Genomic DNA, 16,040 nt, shown 5'->3' on the forward strand with positions numbered 1-16,040 from the left:
AAGATTTTCCGGGATTGTTTTTATTGCATAAGAAAATGCTCGTAAAGTAATGTAATGCCAGGAGCAAAACGCTGGTTTTGCTCTTTTTTATGTTAAATATTAAATTAAAACATTTTAGCTGTTTTTACACGATTTCTTTCATTGTTATCTTTAGTATCTCATTTGAAATATTGAGTGCATGGTCGCCTATCCTCTCAAAATCAGTAAGCATTTCTGAAAAGAGTATGCTGCCCTCGTCAGAGCATTTTCCATCCTGAATACGCTCATACATATTATTACGGAAATGTTCGGTCATATCATCTATTTTTTGTTCCATACAGGTCACATTTTCATGCCATTTGACAATATTTTCAGGTTTTTCAAGAAGCATATCCATAGTCTGGTCACAGGTATCTTTTATTTCAGCTATCTCAAGATTGGCGTTGTCAGAAAAAATAATATTTTTTTCATGTATCATCTTGTAATATCCAGCAATATTGACAGCATGGTCACTTATTCGTTCGACATTGCTTGTGACCGTATAAAATGAGTTGAATATCTGGCTGCCGGCTTTTGTCGCTTCATGTGTAATTGCATTAGTTATATAACTCGATATTTCCTTGTTGAGAAAGTCCACGTATTCTTCGCGGTTTTCAACTTCTTTAAATTTTTTTTCATCACAATGCTCAAATACATCAAAAGAGTCGTGCACATTTTCTTTTGCCATTGCCGTCATTCTTGAAAGCTCGTTTCGTATTCCCTCGATGCATATAACAGAAATCATGGTTGTTTCTGTATGCACATTCTTTGGATCTAAAAGATATTTTACAAACATGCCGTTTTTGGGGTGTGCTTCATCTTTGCGGTCACGCAGTATAAGAGAAGCGGCTTTTGGAAGAAAACTGCCGATAGGAAGCAAAAGCAGTGTCGTGACGATATTAAACAATGTGTGAAGATTGGCTATCTGCGAAGGAACAGATGCAGGTGTAATATGCTGCATAATGCTGATAAGAGGTGTTATCAGGCATAATATAGTGAACACGATAGTACCGAATACATTAAAAATGATATGTATAAGAGTTGTCCTTTTTGCATTTGTTGTAGTTCCGATAGATGCGAGAAGTGCAGTTATACATGTACCGATATTCTGACCAAAAAGGATAAATGCAGCACTGTCAAGCCCTATGACACCGCTTGCGGCAAGTGCCTGAAGTATTCCGACCGAAGCGGAAGAAGACTGTATTATCGCAGTAAATACCATACCCATGAGTATTCCGACAATAGGGTTTTCAACCTTTGTAAGCATATTTACAAATTGCGGCTCATTGGCAAGAGGTTTCATTGCGGAACTCATCATGTTCATACCGATGAACAAAACACCAAGACCGGCGAGTATCTCACCGACATGTTTAAGTTTTTCATTTTTCTGAAATACAACTGCTGCTACACCTATAAATGCAAAAAGCGGGGCAATGGCACCGACATCAAGTGCAATGAGCTGTCCTGTGATTGTAGTTCCAATATTTGCTCCCATTATTATCCAGGTTGCCTGTTCAAGATTCATTATTCCTGAATTAACAAAACCGACAACCATAACCGTAGTTGCGGAAGAAGACTGAATGACAGCCGTGATAAGTGCACCGGTAAGAACACCGGTTATCCTGTTTGAAGTTATTTTTTTGAGAATATCTCTCATCTGATTTCTTGCAGTCTGTTCAAGGCCATTGCTCATCATCTGCATTCCATAAAGGAATAGAGCAAGACCGCCTAGTAATCCCATTATATTTGAAAGGCTCATAAATTAAAAATCCTCCTAAAAAAAGAAAGTATAGTGATTTTATATGATGCATTAATTAAAAAATAATATCTGTCTTTTGGACTTTAAGTCAAGAATCAACCATTGATTTCAACTTGGTTAATTGTAGTGTATTGTTTTGATATTAACATCATAATCACATAGAAAACTATTATATTAAGCCATTCTTTTTTTTGCCGTCGGATCTATGAAGATAACAGGTTACGATTTCGGTTGTTTTTGAAAAATGTAAAGAAATGTATTCAGAACAGACAGGATATAATGCAGATAATATAAAAACGGGCATGAAAATAAAGGAAAAATCTAAAATTCCTCCTTGTTTTCGTATGCGGTTTATCAGCTCATTAAATTGAAAATTTTCAGAAATGCTCAGCGTGTTTGTCGTGCAGATAAGTTCATAATGATACAGAGAATTATCATCTGTTCCGGATAAAGAAACACCGCCCTGTTCATCATTTGCGGTGGTATTATCTGTTGATGTAGCATTTGCATATAATTTATTTGCAGATATGTCATTTTCTGTTTGTAAAAAGAAAGGAGCTATAGTCTGAAAGTGCACTGTACCTGACAATTCATTAGTCAAAAGTGAATCGGTGCATATGGCAGGGAGTAAAATGAGAAGTATAATAAAAAATCTGCTGGTAAAATATTTCCTGATATTCATCGTATAACCTCCTTTCCTGCAGTGTGTAATTTTAGGTATTTGAGAAAATGTTATAATTCTTGCTCAAATATATTTGTATGATTAACATAACATATGGTTAGTTTTGCAGTTTCTACATTTGCGATTGTAGCATTAAAAAGCAGGTTAGTCAATTTGAAGATTTAGGAGTTTACATCAGGAAACACGCTCCCTGGGGGAATGAAGACACACAGTCAATTATAAAAACACTAAAGGAGAAAAATGTGCATGTAACTTTCTTTATGACCGGTGGCTGGGTCGATACTTATCCTGATGATGTAAAGGCACTATATAAGGCAGGTCACGAACTTGGAAACCACAGTCAAAACCACAAACAAATGTCAACAATTTCTGCGGCTGAATGTGAAGATGAAATAATGAAAGTACATAATAAAGTAAAAAAGCTCACCGGATATGACATGAAAGTTTTCAGACCACCATATGGTGATTATAATGATGTGCTTATTGAAAGTGCAGAAAAATGTGGTTATCATGCGATACAGTGGGATGTTGATACACTAGACGCTGTATGAAGTACAACAAAAAGCCCATAAAACAGGGCTTTTTGTTAATATAATATATACAATACGGTGAAAATGTCAATATAGTTTACATCTTATAATAGACTTTTACATCATCAGCGTTTGTGAACAAGACACTACTCAGTAAAAACTGACATACATTCTTTTTTTCATCTATGGAACCATGTGCAAGAATGTAGGGGACATTTTCAATCTCAATGCCTGAAAAAAGGTTGATGACATTTTCTGTGTCTCTTTTAATCTCATTTATTCTGGTTAGGATTTCGTGTTTTCTGGTATCAATCTTTTCAATTCGTTTGTTCAGATATTCAATGGCGGTAGTATTACCGGCAGAGCAGGCATCTAAAAGATTATCAATCTCAATGTCAAGTTTTGCCGCCTCCTGCTGTAAAAGATTTACTTCATGGCTTTGTTCTGCCGTGAGTTTAGAGCCTTGCATTGCATGAAACATATCAATGACTTTTGGATTTGTTGCATATCGGAGAATATCATCAATGACAATTTTTTCTAAAGCCGATACCTTTATACTTTTTGAAGTACAAGTACCGGCTGCATAATTTCTCTTACCGGAACAGGTAAAATATCTGACACCACGGGAACTGCCGCTAGGAGACATTGCCCTGCCACATACGGCACACTTTACAAGACCGCTGAGCATTGTCGTTTTTGCTGTGCCGGTGCGTGGAGAAACCTGTAACTTAGCTTTTTTCTTAAATTGTGTTTTAAGGAAAGTATCACTGTCGATAATCGGTGGATTTTTACAGATAGCGAGAGTCATTTCATTTACCGGGCGGGAACGCTTTGGATGTTTGCTACCTCTGTCACGCCGGCCAAAAACATTGAGAGAAAGTTTGCCGTCGCACTGTTCAGGAGTAACACGCACACGCACTCCCTGTGCTGCATAAAAATTGTAAATATCCATAGAGTTAGGGGCATACATGGGCTTGGATAAGAGCTCGGAAATAACTCTGGAAGTCCATGCACCGCCTTTTCGTGTCGTGATACCCGCTTTGTCCGCCTTTTTAAGTATCTCATATATAGTTCCATCAGGTTCGAGATACCATTTAAAGAACTGTTTTACCACCGCCGCTTCCCGTTCGTTTATCTCAAGAACAGTGTGCTTCTGGCCGTTCTCCACAATCTTTTTAAGGTTAAAGCCGTACGGAGCAGGACCGCCACCCCAATAACCAAGTTCACAGCGGTAATAGTAGTTGTCTGTCACTCTTGCGATGATAGCTTCACGCTCCATCTGTGCCAGCGAGCCAAAGAGAGTAGCCATCATAAGACCGCCGGGGGCAGCAGTGTTGATATTGTCGGCAAAAGAAACAAAGTGAACACCGAGTTCATGATAATCCTCGATAAGATTAACAAGGTCACGGATGCTTCGGCTTATACGGTCAATCTTGTAGCAGACAACAGCCTTTATTTTCCCAGCTTCAACATCATTGTTCATTTTCTGAAACTCCGGACGGTCGAGGTTTTTTGCAGACCAGCCTTTGTCTTTGTAGACTTGGTAATCATCCCAGCCGTTTCTTTTGCAAAGCGTGATGCAGTCGTTTATCTGTGACTCGATGGAGAGGGAGTCTTTTTTGTCGAGTGATTGGCGGACATATATGGCTACCATGTGGTGACCTCCTTTATTAGTTGCGTAAATTTTGGATACAGAAAATTATAAAAGTTTGTAGATGATAGATTTAATATACAATAGGTAGTATGAAAAAGCAAATTTGATAAAAAATGGGCAAAAAGTATAATAAAATTGAATTTTTTTGAAAAAAGGTGTATTTTTTTTTACTTTTTTTCTTTGTTATGTTATAATGATGTAGTAGAGGAATATATTTAAAGAGAGGAGGACTTTATCATGCAAAGACAATATAAAATTTTTAAGATTAGTAAAAATAAAGTGGATTTTACATTAAAAAAGTTAAATGAAAAAAGAAATTTTATAAGAATAACGGAGTCTGTTTTAGCTGTTGAATACGATTATATGAAAAATGGATACAAGAAGTTACTGGATGATATGTCTGAGCTCTCAGCAATGCAATATATAATAACAACAAGTATTTTTTATAAAATTTTAATATGTATGGTTAAAAAAGGTGTAACCATTAAGGAAATACACTTCAACGAACTGTTTAATGATGACAATCTTTTGATAGGTGAATGGATAAATAACATTAATAATAATATTGACAAAGATATTAGTATGCATAGATTATTGGATTTGTTGCAATGGTATAATTATGATGAGGGAATTGATTTGAATTATATGAGTTTTTGGATTGAAAAGGAACAAAGAAAGTGTTCGTTTTATATTTATAATAACGGGGTTGTTGCTATAGATGTAGAAAGTATATGTGATGAGGTAATTGATTTATTGAGGGAAATTGTATAGTTTATGAAGATATTGGTATTTATTATTATAATATTAATTGTTATATGTATCATAATAAGTGTATTAGGAAGAGAAGAGGGTCTTAATTTTTTAATAAAATTTTTGCCACCTCTATGTATATTAGTATTTTATTTTTCTAGGACAAGTATAAGTGTAAGTATTTTGAGTGCGTTAAAAATAAGAATAGAGAATTTGACTGAATTTTCAAGCACAAGTGTAGCAGTTGATTCTGCATTTATAACTTTAATATTAAATACAGCTATACAATGTTTGGCATCACCAATTAAGGTAGAAATAGGAATAGAAAATCCTAGAGGGTTAAGTGAGCTAGAAGTTGATTGTCAGAGAGCTTCGTATTTAAATTTTATACTTAAAGTTGATTATAGAAATAAAATTTTAAAAAAAGTTTTTGGAAGCAATAAACCAGCATATTTGAAAATATGCAATACTGATTATACAGCGATTGAAATAGATAGAAAAGAGCAGTATGACGGAATTCTGAAAATTTCGGATGATTGTAAAGAAGTAAAAGTTGATTTAAATAAGATTGTGTCTTTTGGGGAAAAAGATGGAAAGTTATATTTTAGATTAGCATTTGTATCGAATAAAACTATAAGATGGGAAGGTAAAATACATACTGAGCTTTATGTAGAGGGGAGAGTTAGAAAATTTATGTGGAGAGGTAATCCATGTACTATGAAACTTATACATATAGAGGAGTGATTTTTAATGATAAATTACACAGTTTATAAATTAAATAAATTTAATAATTTAGAGGATTTTATAAACAAGATAAATGAAAACAGAACATATTATAGGCAATCGTCACCGAAATATGGTTTAAAAAAACTCAAAAGCGAGATAAATGGTGGTAATAGAAATATAGAAATTATGGAGTTAGCTATAAATGATAAAAGTGAGAGATATGCATTTTTTGACATCAATATTCAGGGATGTAAATTCGATCATGATATAAATGAGTATATTGTTGTCGATAGTATTGTAGAAGTTGTAAGTTATGAAAGGGCGGATTATGTTGGAATTGTAATTTTGCAGTCGTATGGAAATGCACAAAGAGTTATTAAGAAAATTTTTGCAGATAAAGAAAAATGGGGTGAAGTTAATCCTGATGATCAGGTAAATGAGGATTTATTATATTGGTTTTTTTATAGAATGAGGGAGCTTCCAGATAAGCCTATATTGAAGGAACCATTGATATATTTGAATGGAATTTATAGTTACTTAGGTCGGACTGAGGATAAGGTAAATGCAACAAGAGGTGTTGGAAAAAGAGTGACGGCACTACTTGGAACTTTGGGAATGTTACTTGGAGAAGAAAGTTTACGAGCTTTGCGTCCTATTATTCAATATGAGAAAGAGGAATTAAATATTGAATTATATATTGGAAATTCTGGAAAAGTGTATGAGAATACATATTCAGGGGCTTTAAGTATTGACATAAGGGAAATGGGAGTTAATGACAAGGCAAAACTGTTTATTTTAGTATGCAAATATATTTTACCTGGCATAATTAGTGGATACAATAAAGACAAAGATAAAAATGAGTGGTCAATAAAGTTAAAACAGTTTTTTTTAAGAGGAATAGGGAATGAAATAAGGGAAAAAGTTGATGGGGAGATTGAACGTATAGATTCAGAAATAATGCAATATGAGGAAATAGAAAACGATGAGATATATGATGAAGATTGTGAAATTGCGGTGGTAGAGCAAGAAATTGAGGAAGGAATAGAAGAATGCTAATAATGCTTTATGAATAAAAGTAGTTGCACCGGTGCAACTTAAACAAAAAGAAATTATTAAACAGAAAAGAAAATAAACCCCCGAAAGTGTGTGAGACTTTCGGGGGTTCGTGTATCGTCCGACATGGACATATGATATCTTTGTCTACCGACATTATATCGTATGTAAAAAGTATTTGCAATATACAAAAATGTAAAAACAGCACCTCCCATTTTTAAGATTAGTTGTTTGGAAAATGTTGTAGAAAAATGTCATCTTATATGATAATATAGGTTTGTTGCCTCTCCTATACCGGCAAGGGAAGGAGGTGTTTGTTATGGAGTATATAGCCTCTCTTTTTGTTACTGTCATGGGTGGTGTGATTTGTCATTACATCATCAAATGGTTAGATGGTAATGAATAATCGGCAACTAACCTGTGGTATTAAGCCTTCCACATCAAAATAGGAATAAAAACCCCCGATGCGGCAACATCGGGGGTTTTGTTTTGTGTTCGCTATGGAACAATAGCTTCTCTTTGTCTACCGACATTATATCATATGCAAAAAGTATTTGCAATATACAAAAATGTAAAAACAGCACCTCTCGTACGAGAGGTGCTTTATATAATAACAAATTCAATTTATATACTGGTAAGACTGTGGTGCATTATGTACACCATAATCATTTAGTGTTTTCGGAGAGTCGAATTTTATAACATTTTTTAGTTTGTATGCTACGGCTTCTGTTTTGTTTTTGTAATACTCATCAAAAAAGATTTTATCTATGCCGGATTTTTTTTTCGTTAATTGCCATATCATCTCAGGGTCGCCAATAAGAATATCATCTACTTCTGCTTCACCAACAACTTTCATAATAGGAGATGTAGAATAGATAATAATTTTATCTACATGCTTTTTACATGCTGTTTTTCTAAATTCATATTCTTTGGTACCATTTAATATGTTTTCAACATGTTTAGGATTTATTGATAATAATATTGAGCACATTGTTTTCATCTCCGTTTCTTTTTTCATATTATAATATATATAGCAAAGTTTTACAATAGGTGTCGAACATAAGTTTTATAATAAAATATTATCTACAAGTCCTATTTGGGCTATTTCATGAAATTGCTTATCGGTTAATTCAAAAAAACCCCAATAAAGACTTGCGTCTAAACCTATGTCTACTAGTAAATCATTGCGGACAATTCTTTGTTTAAAAGCTGCATTATATGTCATTTTAATTGCTTTGCAATTACCTTTATTGTACCAATATTCTAAATCATCACGGTTAAATAAATTATATTTACATGAATATTTGTAAAATTCATCAAAAGATGCAAATTCATTTTGAGTTTTTACACTTTCTACAACACAGATAGATGTGGCAACGGCTGTATATTTAGCATATTGTCCAGGTTCTGCGGTTCGATAAAGTACAACAATATCCCCATAATTTAAGTCTGTGACTTGCGACATGGTACAAACATATATTTTGTTTATCGAATTAGAATATGAAACATCCTTAATAGTGTTTGGGTTTTCCGTTCTTAAAATAGAATCAGGAAACATTATTGAATGATATTTAGGATAAATACTTAACAAGTATTTTCGCACAAAGTTTGTATTGATATAAGGATAGTCCTTATAGATATTGTTTGTAATTAGTTTCATCTGTTTTAAATATACATTTTCTTTGTGATTGCCAGTTCCTTTTTGTCCATATAAATTAAAGCCAAATTGTTCTACTAAATTTATGAGAGCAATCTGTTTTGGAAATATTGTTGCATAACATACATCTACATTATTATTTACGGCACAGTCCATAATTTTTTTTATAAATTGTTCTCCCATTTTAGTGCCATGAGCTTCAATCTTAAAAGTGCCTACTTTTAAAATAGTATTTGCCGTAATATTAGGTATCGTGTCACTTACAATTTGTTTTTCAATTTTTAAGTATAAAAAACCTGTTATTCGATTGCTATCATCGTATTGTACAAGTGCGGACTGATTTTTTTTCCTCTTAAACCATTCATCAAAACCATCGTAATCTTGGCGTAATGAGTCAAAAAAAGAGTCGTTTAAATTTATTTCAGAAAATTTTTTGTAATTAATGTTGTTCATTATGTAACCTCCTCTTTTATAAATTGCAATTTAATAATACCAATATCGACTAAAAATGTCAAAAAAATCTCTTGATTTTACATCAGGAGATTTTTAAGAGTATGTCTGTATTTTGTTTTATACTTACTCTACACACTCACCCTTTACAGAACAGGGGGAGTATATGAGGAGAAAATACATAAATTATTATCAAAGAACTATATATGCAATTTATTACAGAAGCACAAAAACAATTTACTATAACCTTGCATTTGCAGGAGATACAAAACTGATAATATTCAAATAAATGTAAAAAGGGGTGAGTGTATCAACTCACCTCGTTTTTTTCCACCTGGATAGGCGGGGCTATCTTTTCTAATTTTTCCGGAGTATCCGGAACAAAAGCTGCTGGATTTTCATCATATCGTAATATGCCATCTGAGTCGGCAACAGAGTTATACTTTTCTACCATATGCTGCAACGCTTCCCAGTCTTTCTCATCGAAGAGAGCAAATGTTTTAAAAATATTTTTCACAAACTCATTTTCACTTGACAGCATCTGTTCAATAAGTGCATTGTACTCTGTTTCATCGCTGACAAACATTTCACCCTCACCGTCTAAAAGCCATTTTTCACTTACATTAAATTCTTTGCACATCAATTTGAGTAATGAAAGTTTTTGCTCTGGGCGTGCAAGACGATTACGCTCGATATTGTTGATTGTGTCACGACTTACTCCAAGTTGTTTGCCAAAAGCATCCATGCTCATTTTTAATGTGTCTTTTCTTAAAAATCTGATTCTTTCATGAAGTTCCAAAATATCAATCCTCCTCTTCATTATCATCATTATGAATTGCCTTTAAATATTTTGCCAGAAATACAATCAATATTGCATCACATATAACAGAAACAATATCGAGTATAAATTTAAAAATTTCCCATGCAGTCATTTAATCACCTCATTTCTATAAGTTGTAAATATAATACTATAGCTGATTAGGTTAGTCAACTAAAAAAAGTTGTAAAAAGTATTCAAATAGTGTTGACAAACCATATTACAAATGGTATAGTTGGTTTATCAACCAAAACGAAAGGAGACAAAACAATGTCTAATAAGAAAAAGCAAAAGAAAAACAAAAAACCAGATAAGGAGCCGAAACTTCTTACCTGGTTGACGATAATGAACGGTATCGTCTTAATGCTTCAGGGACTAACAACATTGGTTGATAAACTCATAGAGTTAATCGACCACATCTACAAAATGTTGTCCTGATGCAAAAGGGGGAGCAAGTTACCGGCTTGCTTCCCTGGTTAAATAATATGCTTTTTCTAAAGAGTTGTCAAATAGATAGAGAGGTGGAAATGTTATGGAAATTTTACAGTTATTATTTGCGATTGTGCAGATAGCGGTTGGAACAGCAACATTGGTAGTAGGTATAAAGGTTTTGAGAAAAGAAAGAGGTGAGGATGATGAAAAATAATAAAAAAGAAATCGTGGAAAAGGTAACCAAAGGATTTCTGGAATTAGGTACAGATAACAAGATGCTGATTATTGGCTATATGCTGGGTGTTGAGCATGAAAAGCAGAAAACAGCCGGGATGCGTGGACAGTCATGTAAGGCAAAAATAACGGCATAAAAAAACAACACTTGACAAACCCCGTTGCCAAAGCAACGGGGAAAACCCCGACTTTTTTCGTATGATTATGACATCAAATTGAAATGAGGTGTGTGTGGATGATAGTAACAACATTAAGACTTCCGAGAGAACTTCATAGAAAATTAAAAGAGGAAGCCGAGGAACAGGGAATGACATTTAACGGGTTTGTGTTAAGTCTTTTGTGGAGATATGTGAAAGCGAGGTGAGCCGGATGAGTAAATATGAACAGAAAATAAAAGCCGTAAAAGATTTACAGGAAGAATATGACCGCAGAAGTGAAATTGAGGAGCAGGCATTTGCACTTCTGGCAGAGGGAAAGATAGAGGAGGCAGGAGAACTTCTTAAGACATTAGATGATGAAATAAAAAAAGAAAATATCAATTTAAAAAGCCAGGAACAGTGGTTGAAAAATGAGTATGAAAAACTTTATACAAAATACTGTATCTGTGTAGAGATTATTGTAAGCATTGTTACCACAATACTTGTAACTATATTTATAAGAAAATTCACATAAAAGAGGAGATAAAGCATGAAGATATTTGATGTAGATGTGTCGGTAAGATATATCATATTTAAGATGGATGGTCATAAATATTGTATTCAGTTTAGGGAAAACAAAAGAAAAGGTATTTATGAAATAGAGGTATGTAGAGATGGAGAAGAACAGGAAGTAGAGATTAAATTAACATATCCGCCACTGAGATACATCATAAGTGAATTGTGGCGGATACATCGAAAACTTTGGATACGGCAGAAGATTAAATTATTTTTGCACAGATATAACCAATAGTTCTCATTTTTACATCAATGTAAAAATTGTTTTCTAACTCTGCAATAGCCGCTAATTCGTTGCTGCGAATTATAGGGTCAGGAGATAAGTAATATTTAGGGTCAGATTGAAAAAATATATAAATTTTTTCAGCTAATTCACTCATACGAACCCCCCCTTTCTAAATACTCGGTCGTTGGAGCAACCTGTATTTAGATTATAGAGGAGTATAGAGTGAAAAGCAATAGAGAGGAGGTGAAACATGGAAATATTTGATGTAGATGTGTCATTAAAGTACATAGGATTTAAGATGGATGGTCATCGGTACACGGTTCAGTTTAGAGAAAACAAAAGAAAAGGGATATATGATGTAAAGGTACTTAAAGATGCACAATGGAAAAGTGTAGAAGTCGAATTAACATATCCGCCTTTAAAAAGAATTCTAAAGGAATTAAGGCGGATATATATTCCTAATTGGTTAAGAGGAAAAATTAAAGAATTTCAGCACAAATATAACCGAGAGCCCTAGCAGTAACTCGGATGTAGTCATTTTTTACTAATTCTTTAATGGCAGAATCTTCAAGAGCTTTGACAGATAAATCTCTTGAAAAGTTATATTGTGGATGAGATTGAAACCATGTATAAATTTTTTCAGCTAATTCACTCATACGAAAATCCCCTTTCTAAATACTTGGTCGTTGGAGCAACCTGTATTTAGAGTATAGGGGAGTATAGAGTGAAAATCAATGTTTTCAGAAAAGAGGTGAGAGAGGTGGCAGATAGAGAAAAACAGACTGCTATAGAAAAAAAGCAGTCTGTAGAAGAATTATTAAATATAAATTTAACTGATAAAACAATCTTTATATGTATTACATATAAAGATTAAAAGGCACTGAGAAAGAGGAGTGATAGAAAAGAAATGAGAGATTTATTTTCATTACAGCATAGCATTTTTGAGGATGTGAAAAAAGACGATGCAGCGGGGATGGAACAGGAGTTCATAAAGGAGCTGTTTAACGATTTATGCCTTGAGATTGAAAAAGGTACGGATTTAAGCAAGTATCTGACTGTCAGTTTCAACAAAAAGGAAGAATATGTTATTCAGCTTAAGTTACCGATTTCTTCTGGAATTTTTAATGTAAATGATGAGAAATTATCAGAAAAGCGAAAGAATTCGTTAAAATGTATAGCTCATTGGATGAACTGTTTATATCAGGACATGATACATGAAAGAACGGCAGGAGAAGAATTTCCATGTCAGATATGTCCGATAAGTCCTGCACCTGTTTCGGAAGGAAAATGTGCAGGACCTACTGATATGTTTCAGCCATTTATGCGGATTAGTGGTGAAAGGATTTATTTCTTTAGCAAGGACTAATCAGCATCGAAAAATGGTTCTGCAATTTGGCATTGTTGATGTGTGCATATATTGGCATATTCGCAATCAACAGTTCCAAGAAGATAGTGACCGTTTGGGTCACCTAAAGGGTGGATGTATCGGTATCTTGCATTGACGGTAACATCACTGTTAGTTACAGGACAAGTACCTGTAATAGGTATGGTTTTAAATGTACTCATATAATATATGCCCCCTTTCTAAATACTCGGTTGTTGGCGCAACCTGTATTTAGATTATAGGAGAATACAGAACAAAAAACAATAATAGGACAAATTGAGATATACATATTTATAAACAGGAGGTGGAAAACATGGAGACAGTCACTACTGACCAGGGAACATTTGAGTATGTTGGAGAGTTTCATTATGAAGATGGTACAGTACACAGATACCGCAGGATAGATACACCGGAGGAAGAAAAAGAAGAAATCATCATGGGTATAAAAAAGATTTGCTTACAGTATCAGTTGAGAAAGCAAAAAGAAGCAGAGGAACAGAAAAGAAAAGAACAGGAGGAAAAGAAAAATGCAGGAGATAGTATCAGTAGAGGAACAGAGGATATTGGACGAGAGGATACGCAAGAGTCAGTTGGAGTGTCAGAAGTATAAACTTGAAAACGAGAGAGCAGTTATTGACAACCAAAGATTAAAGATTATTGCACACACAACATTGTTCGTAGCAGCAGTATTTGTAGCCGGGGCAGTGAGTGTGATAGTCACATTAGCAGAATACGGGGTGATTTGATGAAGTTAAAAGAACTTACAGACAGCATAGCAAATGCCACCAGAGTACATATAAAAGCGGATTCGCTTCTTTATGTCGGGTATGTTGGAAATCTTGCTTCAAAAGCCGGGGAGCTGCTTGAAAGGAATGTAAAAGAAGTAGGTTTTCACTGCATACCACGCAATAAATCAAAGGATGAAATCGACCAAAAAGAACTTGATGCGTATGTATGTGCAGATGTCTGGTTTGAGATTTATTTTGAAATAAAAATAGCATGAAAAAAGCCGCTTGGGAAAAAGCGGCTTAATTGTGACTTGCACAAAGTACAAGCACATGGCAATTCAAATATACCATAGTAAACAAGGTTTTGCAAGGGGGACAACCCCTTTACCGTCCTTGTAATGAGTATTAAAAAATGGGACATATGAGGTAGCACATGGCAAAAGAGGGAAAAAAGAGCAGATGGTATCAGTACAGCTTTGAGGATGTATATGGTAAGGAATGGAAAACCAAACCGCAGGTACCTCATGCACAGCTTACATTAGATGATATATATGACAGTTCGGTTTTAGGACAGGCTGATCCGGTAAAAGCAAAAATGGATTATATAAGAAAATGCAGGATATGTGAAAAGACGATAATATCAGGCAACTTTGTTGAGTGCAATATCTATCCGGTATGGAATACCAGAAAAGATACTCCAAAGACTAAAAAGAGCAGAGAGTCAAGAGAAGCACAGAAAAATCTAAATAATAAAAATGCACAGCTTACTGTTATCAGGCTGTTAAATACTAATTTTGTTAAAGGTGATCTCCTTATAACGCTTACATACAAAGACGGATATTATCCGACACTGGAGAGAGCCAGAAAAGATATAAATAACTATATTAAAGCATTAAAGAGAGAGCGTAAAAAACAGGGGCTTGATGAGCTTAAATATATTTATGTTATCGAGTATGTTCCGGAGGGTGAAGATACAAAGAAAGTGCGTATTCACCATCATATCATCATCAATGCCATGGACAGGGATGTGGCGGAGAGCAAGTGGAAGTTTGGCAGGAGCGAAAGCAAGATTGCACAGCCTGATGAGGATTTCGGTCTTGAGGGTTACGGCAGATACATAACCAAGCAGGAAAAGAGAAGTCACCACAGGTGGGCTTCGAGCCGCAATCTTAAAAGACCTATCGAGCGTGTGAACACTACTACACTCACAAAGAAAAAGATGTATGACATGGTAAAGTCAGGTGATGATATATCATCAATATTTGAAAAGATTTATAAAAATAAGTTTACATATACGGGTTCAAAGATTTTTTACTCTGATTATGTAGGTGGATTTTATATATATGGCACATTGAAAACAAAGAAAGGGGTCGTTGTGATGGAAAACAGGGAAGTTGCACCGGTGCAACCTGACCTGCCAAAGAGCAGGGTGTTTGTTGATATGACATGGACAGGCTCTATCAGGTGCGGTATTGCGAATTTTTCCGTAGTTTTTGAAACTATCGTGAACGGTAAGACTTACACGGTTGAAAAGTACGGAAAGATTTCAGGTACTACAAAGCATAGGGCAGCACTTTTGATAGCTGATTATGTCCTCAGTCAGTTTACAAAGCGGTCAGATATTGAGCTTCACATAGATGATGCACTGTTGGCAGCAGGAATAAATGACGGTAGATTTAGGGCTCAGAGAGAGTCGGGTTATAAAGGAATTAAGAACCTTGAGCTTATTGACGGTCTGCTTGCTGATATGGCATTGGGCGGTCACATTGTTTCGGTCGTTGATGAAAAGAAAAATGAATACAGTGAAGCGGAGTTTATACAGCTTCGTAAAAGGATTGCAAATATGCAATATGATTTTGAAATGGAGGATAGGAGATAATGGCAGAATTACATCATATAGTGTTCAGAAGCCAGGGGGGATTGAACTTTAAGTTAAATCTTATACCGCTTTCCATTGAAGAACATAAAGGTGATGACGGACCACATAAAAACCGTCAGAGAGATTTGGAGTTAAAGCAGTGGTTACAGGAACAGTTATTTGATTTATTTGACAAAGAAAAATCATACACACTTAAGGAGATTGCAATAAAACTCGGTATGAGAGAAAAGTCTTTATATAAGCCGTTTAAGAGCGTTGAAATGACAGCGGGCGAGTATATTGGACTAAATGTAGTAAAGCGTCTTATGGGTGGCAGATTTTATTGACTGTACCGCTTTATAGCGTATC

Annotated in this window: 28 protein-coding genes; 18 read left to right on the top strand and 10 right to left on the bottom strand. The window is 34.6% G+C overall.

The window, feature by feature from the left end:
- Window positions 1-124: 124 nt before the first annotated feature.
- Both DW721_RS06855 and DW721_RS06860 read right to left on the bottom strand, forming a co-directional pair.
- Window positions 125-1,777: a Na/Pi cotransporter family protein gene (locus DW721_RS06855; protein WP_118745252.1), complete on the bottom strand. Its 1,653-nt coding sequence runs from the start codon at window positions 1,775-1,777 to the stop codon at window positions 125-127.
- A gap of 169 nt (window positions 1,778-1,946) precedes the next feature.
- Window positions 1,947-2,459, bottom strand: coding sequence for a hypothetical protein (locus DW721_RS06860; protein WP_118745253.1), 513 nt, complete (start codon window positions 2,457-2,459; stop codon window positions 1,947-1,949).
- A gap of 173 nt (window positions 2,460-2,632) precedes the next feature.
- On the opposite strand from DW721_RS06860, the gene DW721_RS06865 reads away from it, so the two are divergent.
- Entirely contained in the window at window positions 2,633-3,010 is a 378-nt protein-coding gene (locus tag DW721_RS06865; protein WP_347560361.1) for a polysaccharide deacetylase family protein, read from the top strand.
- 76 nt (window positions 3,011-3,086) lie between these two features.
- Here DW721_RS06865 and DW721_RS06870 read toward each other — a convergent pair whose 3' ends face one another.
- Window positions 3,087-4,643, bottom strand: a complete 1,557-nt coding sequence (locus DW721_RS06870) for a recombinase family protein (protein WP_118745255.1) — start codon at window positions 4,641-4,643, stop codon at window positions 3,087-3,089.
- Between the two features lie 237 nt (window positions 4,644-4,880).
- On the opposite strand from DW721_RS06870, the gene DW721_RS06875 reads away from it, so the two are divergent.
- From DW721_RS06875 to DW721_RS06885, 3 genes are read left to right on the top strand one after another with little or no spacing between them, the layout of a single operon-like run.
- A complete protein-coding gene (locus DW721_RS06875; RefSeq protein ID WP_118745256.1) occupies window positions 4,881-5,414 on the top strand; it encodes a hypothetical protein in 534 nt (177 codons plus the stop codon).
- 3 nt (window positions 5,415-5,417) lie between these two features.
- Window positions 5,418-6,137, top strand: a complete 720-nt coding sequence (locus DW721_RS06880; protein WP_118745257.1) for a hypothetical protein — start codon at window positions 5,418-5,420, stop codon at window positions 6,135-6,137.
- Window positions 6,138-6,143: 6 nt separating this feature from the next.
- Entirely contained in the window at window positions 6,144-7,175 is a 1,032-nt protein-coding gene (locus DW721_RS06885; protein ID WP_118745258.1) for a hypothetical protein, read from the top strand.
- 616 nt (window positions 7,176-7,791) lie between these two features.
- Here DW721_RS06885 and DW721_RS06890 read toward each other — a convergent pair.
- Together DW721_RS06890 and DW721_RS06895 are read right to left on the bottom strand one after the other, a co-directional pair.
- Entirely contained in the window at window positions 7,792-8,163 is a 372-nt protein-coding gene (locus DW721_RS06890; protein WP_118745259.1) for a hypothetical protein, read from the bottom strand.
- A gap of 75 nt (window positions 8,164-8,238) precedes the next feature.
- A complete protein-coding gene (locus DW721_RS06895) occupies window positions 8,239-9,282 on the bottom strand; it encodes an N-acetyltransferase (RefSeq protein WP_118745260.1) in 1,044 nt (347 codons plus the stop codon).
- Window positions 9,283-9,445: 163 nt separating this feature from the next.
- Between DW721_RS06895 and DW721_RS16595 the strand changes: the two genes are divergently transcribed.
- Window positions 9,446-9,568, top strand: coding sequence for a hypothetical protein (locus DW721_RS16595; protein ID WP_279221150.1), 123 nt, complete (start codon window positions 9,446-9,448; stop codon window positions 9,566-9,568).
- Window positions 9,569-9,589: 21 nt separating this feature from the next.
- On the opposite strand, the gene DW721_RS06900 is transcribed toward DW721_RS16595, so the two are convergent.
- Window positions 9,590-10,078: a helix-turn-helix transcriptional regulator gene (locus tag DW721_RS06900; RefSeq protein ID WP_182436245.1), complete on the bottom strand. Its 489-nt coding sequence runs from the start codon at window positions 10,076-10,078 to the stop codon at window positions 9,590-9,592.
- Between the two features lie 4 nt (window positions 10,079-10,082).
- The gene (locus DW721_RS16600) at window positions 10,083-10,211 is read right to left on the bottom strand and encodes a hypothetical protein (RefSeq protein WP_279221151.1); all 129 of its coding nucleotides are present in this window, start codon (window positions 10,209-10,211) and stop codon (window positions 10,083-10,085) included.
- A 155-nt stretch (window positions 10,212-10,366) separates the two neighbouring features.
- Between DW721_RS16600 and DW721_RS16055 the strand changes: the two genes are divergently transcribed.
- The 5 genes from DW721_RS16055 (at window position 10,367) to DW721_RS06915 (ending at window position 11,710) form a co-directional block, all read left to right on the top strand.
- Complete coding sequence (locus DW721_RS16055) at window positions 10,367-10,534, top strand: hypothetical protein (RefSeq protein WP_182436246.1); 168 nt, start codon at window positions 10,367-10,369, stop codon at window positions 10,532-10,534.
- A gap of 197 nt (window positions 10,535-10,731) precedes the next feature.
- The gene (locus DW721_RS16060) at window positions 10,732-10,899 is read left to right on the top strand and encodes a hypothetical protein (RefSeq protein ID WP_182436247.1); all 168 of its coding nucleotides are present in this window, start codon (window positions 10,732-10,734) and stop codon (window positions 10,897-10,899) included.
- Window positions 10,900-10,997: 98 nt separating this feature from the next.
- The gene (locus DW721_RS06905) at window positions 10,998-11,126 is read left to right on the top strand and encodes a YlcI/YnfO family protein (RefSeq protein WP_182436248.1); all 129 of its coding nucleotides are present in this window, start codon (window positions 10,998-11,000) and stop codon (window positions 11,124-11,126) included.
- 5 nt (window positions 11,127-11,131) lie between these two features.
- Window positions 11,132-11,434, top strand: coding sequence for a hypothetical protein (locus DW721_RS06910; RefSeq protein WP_118745263.1), 303 nt, complete (start codon window positions 11,132-11,134; stop codon window positions 11,432-11,434).
- 15 nt (window positions 11,435-11,449) lie between these two features.
- Window positions 11,450-11,710 (top strand): hypothetical protein, encoded by a 261-nt coding sequence (locus DW721_RS06915; RefSeq protein ID WP_118745264.1) that lies wholly within the window; start codon window positions 11,450-11,452, stop codon window positions 11,708-11,710.
- Here DW721_RS06915 and DW721_RS16065 read toward each other — a convergent pair.
- A complete protein-coding gene (locus DW721_RS16065) occupies window positions 11,679-11,855 on the bottom strand; it encodes a hypothetical protein (protein ID WP_182436249.1) in 177 nt (58 codons plus the stop codon). The two genes, DW721_RS06915 and DW721_RS16065, sit on opposite strands and share 32 nt — an antisense overlap.
- Before the next feature lie 96 nt (window positions 11,856-11,951).
- Between DW721_RS16065 and DW721_RS06920 the strand changes: the two genes are divergently transcribed.
- Window positions 11,952-12,218, top strand: coding sequence for a hypothetical protein (locus DW721_RS06920; RefSeq protein WP_118745265.1), 267 nt, complete (start codon window positions 11,952-11,954; stop codon window positions 12,216-12,218).
- Here DW721_RS06920 and DW721_RS16070 read toward each other — a convergent pair.
- Window positions 12,181-12,357 (bottom strand): hypothetical protein, encoded by a 177-nt coding sequence (locus DW721_RS16070; protein ID WP_182436250.1) that lies wholly within the window; start codon window positions 12,355-12,357, stop codon window positions 12,181-12,183. The two genes, DW721_RS06920 and DW721_RS16070, sit on opposite strands and share 38 nt — an antisense overlap.
- A gap of 68 nt (window positions 12,358-12,425) precedes the next feature.
- On the opposite strand from DW721_RS16070, the gene DW721_RS16075 reads away from it, so the two are divergent.
- Window positions 12,426-12,575, top strand: coding sequence for a hypothetical protein (locus DW721_RS16075; RefSeq protein ID WP_182436251.1), 150 nt, complete (start codon window positions 12,426-12,428; stop codon window positions 12,573-12,575).
- Between the two features lie 33 nt (window positions 12,576-12,608).
- Window positions 12,609-13,067 (top strand): hypothetical protein, encoded by a 459-nt coding sequence (locus tag DW721_RS06925; protein WP_118745266.1) that lies wholly within the window; start codon window positions 12,609-12,611, stop codon window positions 13,065-13,067.
- Here DW721_RS06925 and DW721_RS06930 read toward each other — a convergent pair.
- On the bottom strand, window positions 13,064-13,267 hold the full coding sequence (locus DW721_RS06930) for a hypothetical protein (protein ID WP_118745267.1): 204 nt from the start codon (window positions 13,265-13,267) through the stop codon (window positions 13,064-13,066). The two genes, DW721_RS06925 and DW721_RS06930, sit on opposite strands and share 4 nt — an antisense overlap.
- A 131-nt stretch (window positions 13,268-13,398) precedes the next feature.
- On the opposite strand from DW721_RS06930, the gene DW721_RS06935 reads away from it, so the two are divergent.
- The 5 genes from DW721_RS06935 to DW721_RS06950 all read left to right on the top strand — a co-directional run bounded on the left by DW721_RS06935 (window position 13,399) and on the right by DW721_RS06950 (window position 16,018).
- A complete protein-coding gene (locus DW721_RS06935) occupies window positions 13,399-13,695 on the top strand; it encodes a hypothetical protein (protein ID WP_118745268.1) in 297 nt (98 codons plus the stop codon).
- Window positions 13,676-13,831, top strand: coding sequence for a hypothetical protein (locus tag DW721_RS16080; protein WP_182436252.1), 156 nt, complete (start codon window positions 13,676-13,678; stop codon window positions 13,829-13,831). The genes DW721_RS06935 and DW721_RS16080 overlap by 20 nt, the downstream gene beginning before the upstream one ends.
- A complete protein-coding gene (locus tag DW721_RS06940; protein ID WP_118745269.1) occupies window positions 13,831-14,088 on the top strand; it encodes a hypothetical protein in 258 nt (85 codons plus the stop codon). Before DW721_RS16080 ends, DW721_RS06940 begins: the two co-directional genes overlap by 1 nt.
- Window positions 14,089-14,246: 158 nt before the next feature.
- The gene (locus tag DW721_RS06945; RefSeq protein WP_118745270.1) at window positions 14,247-15,692 is read left to right on the top strand and encodes a hypothetical protein; all 1,446 of its coding nucleotides are present in this window, start codon (window positions 14,247-14,249) and stop codon (window positions 15,690-15,692) included.
- The gene (locus tag DW721_RS06950) at window positions 15,692-16,018 is read left to right on the top strand and encodes an HNH endonuclease (RefSeq protein ID WP_118745271.1); all 327 of its coding nucleotides are present in this window, start codon (window positions 15,692-15,694) and stop codon (window positions 16,016-16,018) included. Before DW721_RS06945 ends, DW721_RS06950 begins: the two co-directional genes overlap by 1 nt.
- Window positions 16,019-16,040 lie beyond the last annotated feature (22 nt).

Source organism: Clostridium sp. AM27-31LB (assembly GCF_003480745.1).
Lineage (GTDB): Bacteria > Bacillota > Clostridia > Lachnospirales > Lachnospiraceae > Butyribacter > Butyribacter intestini.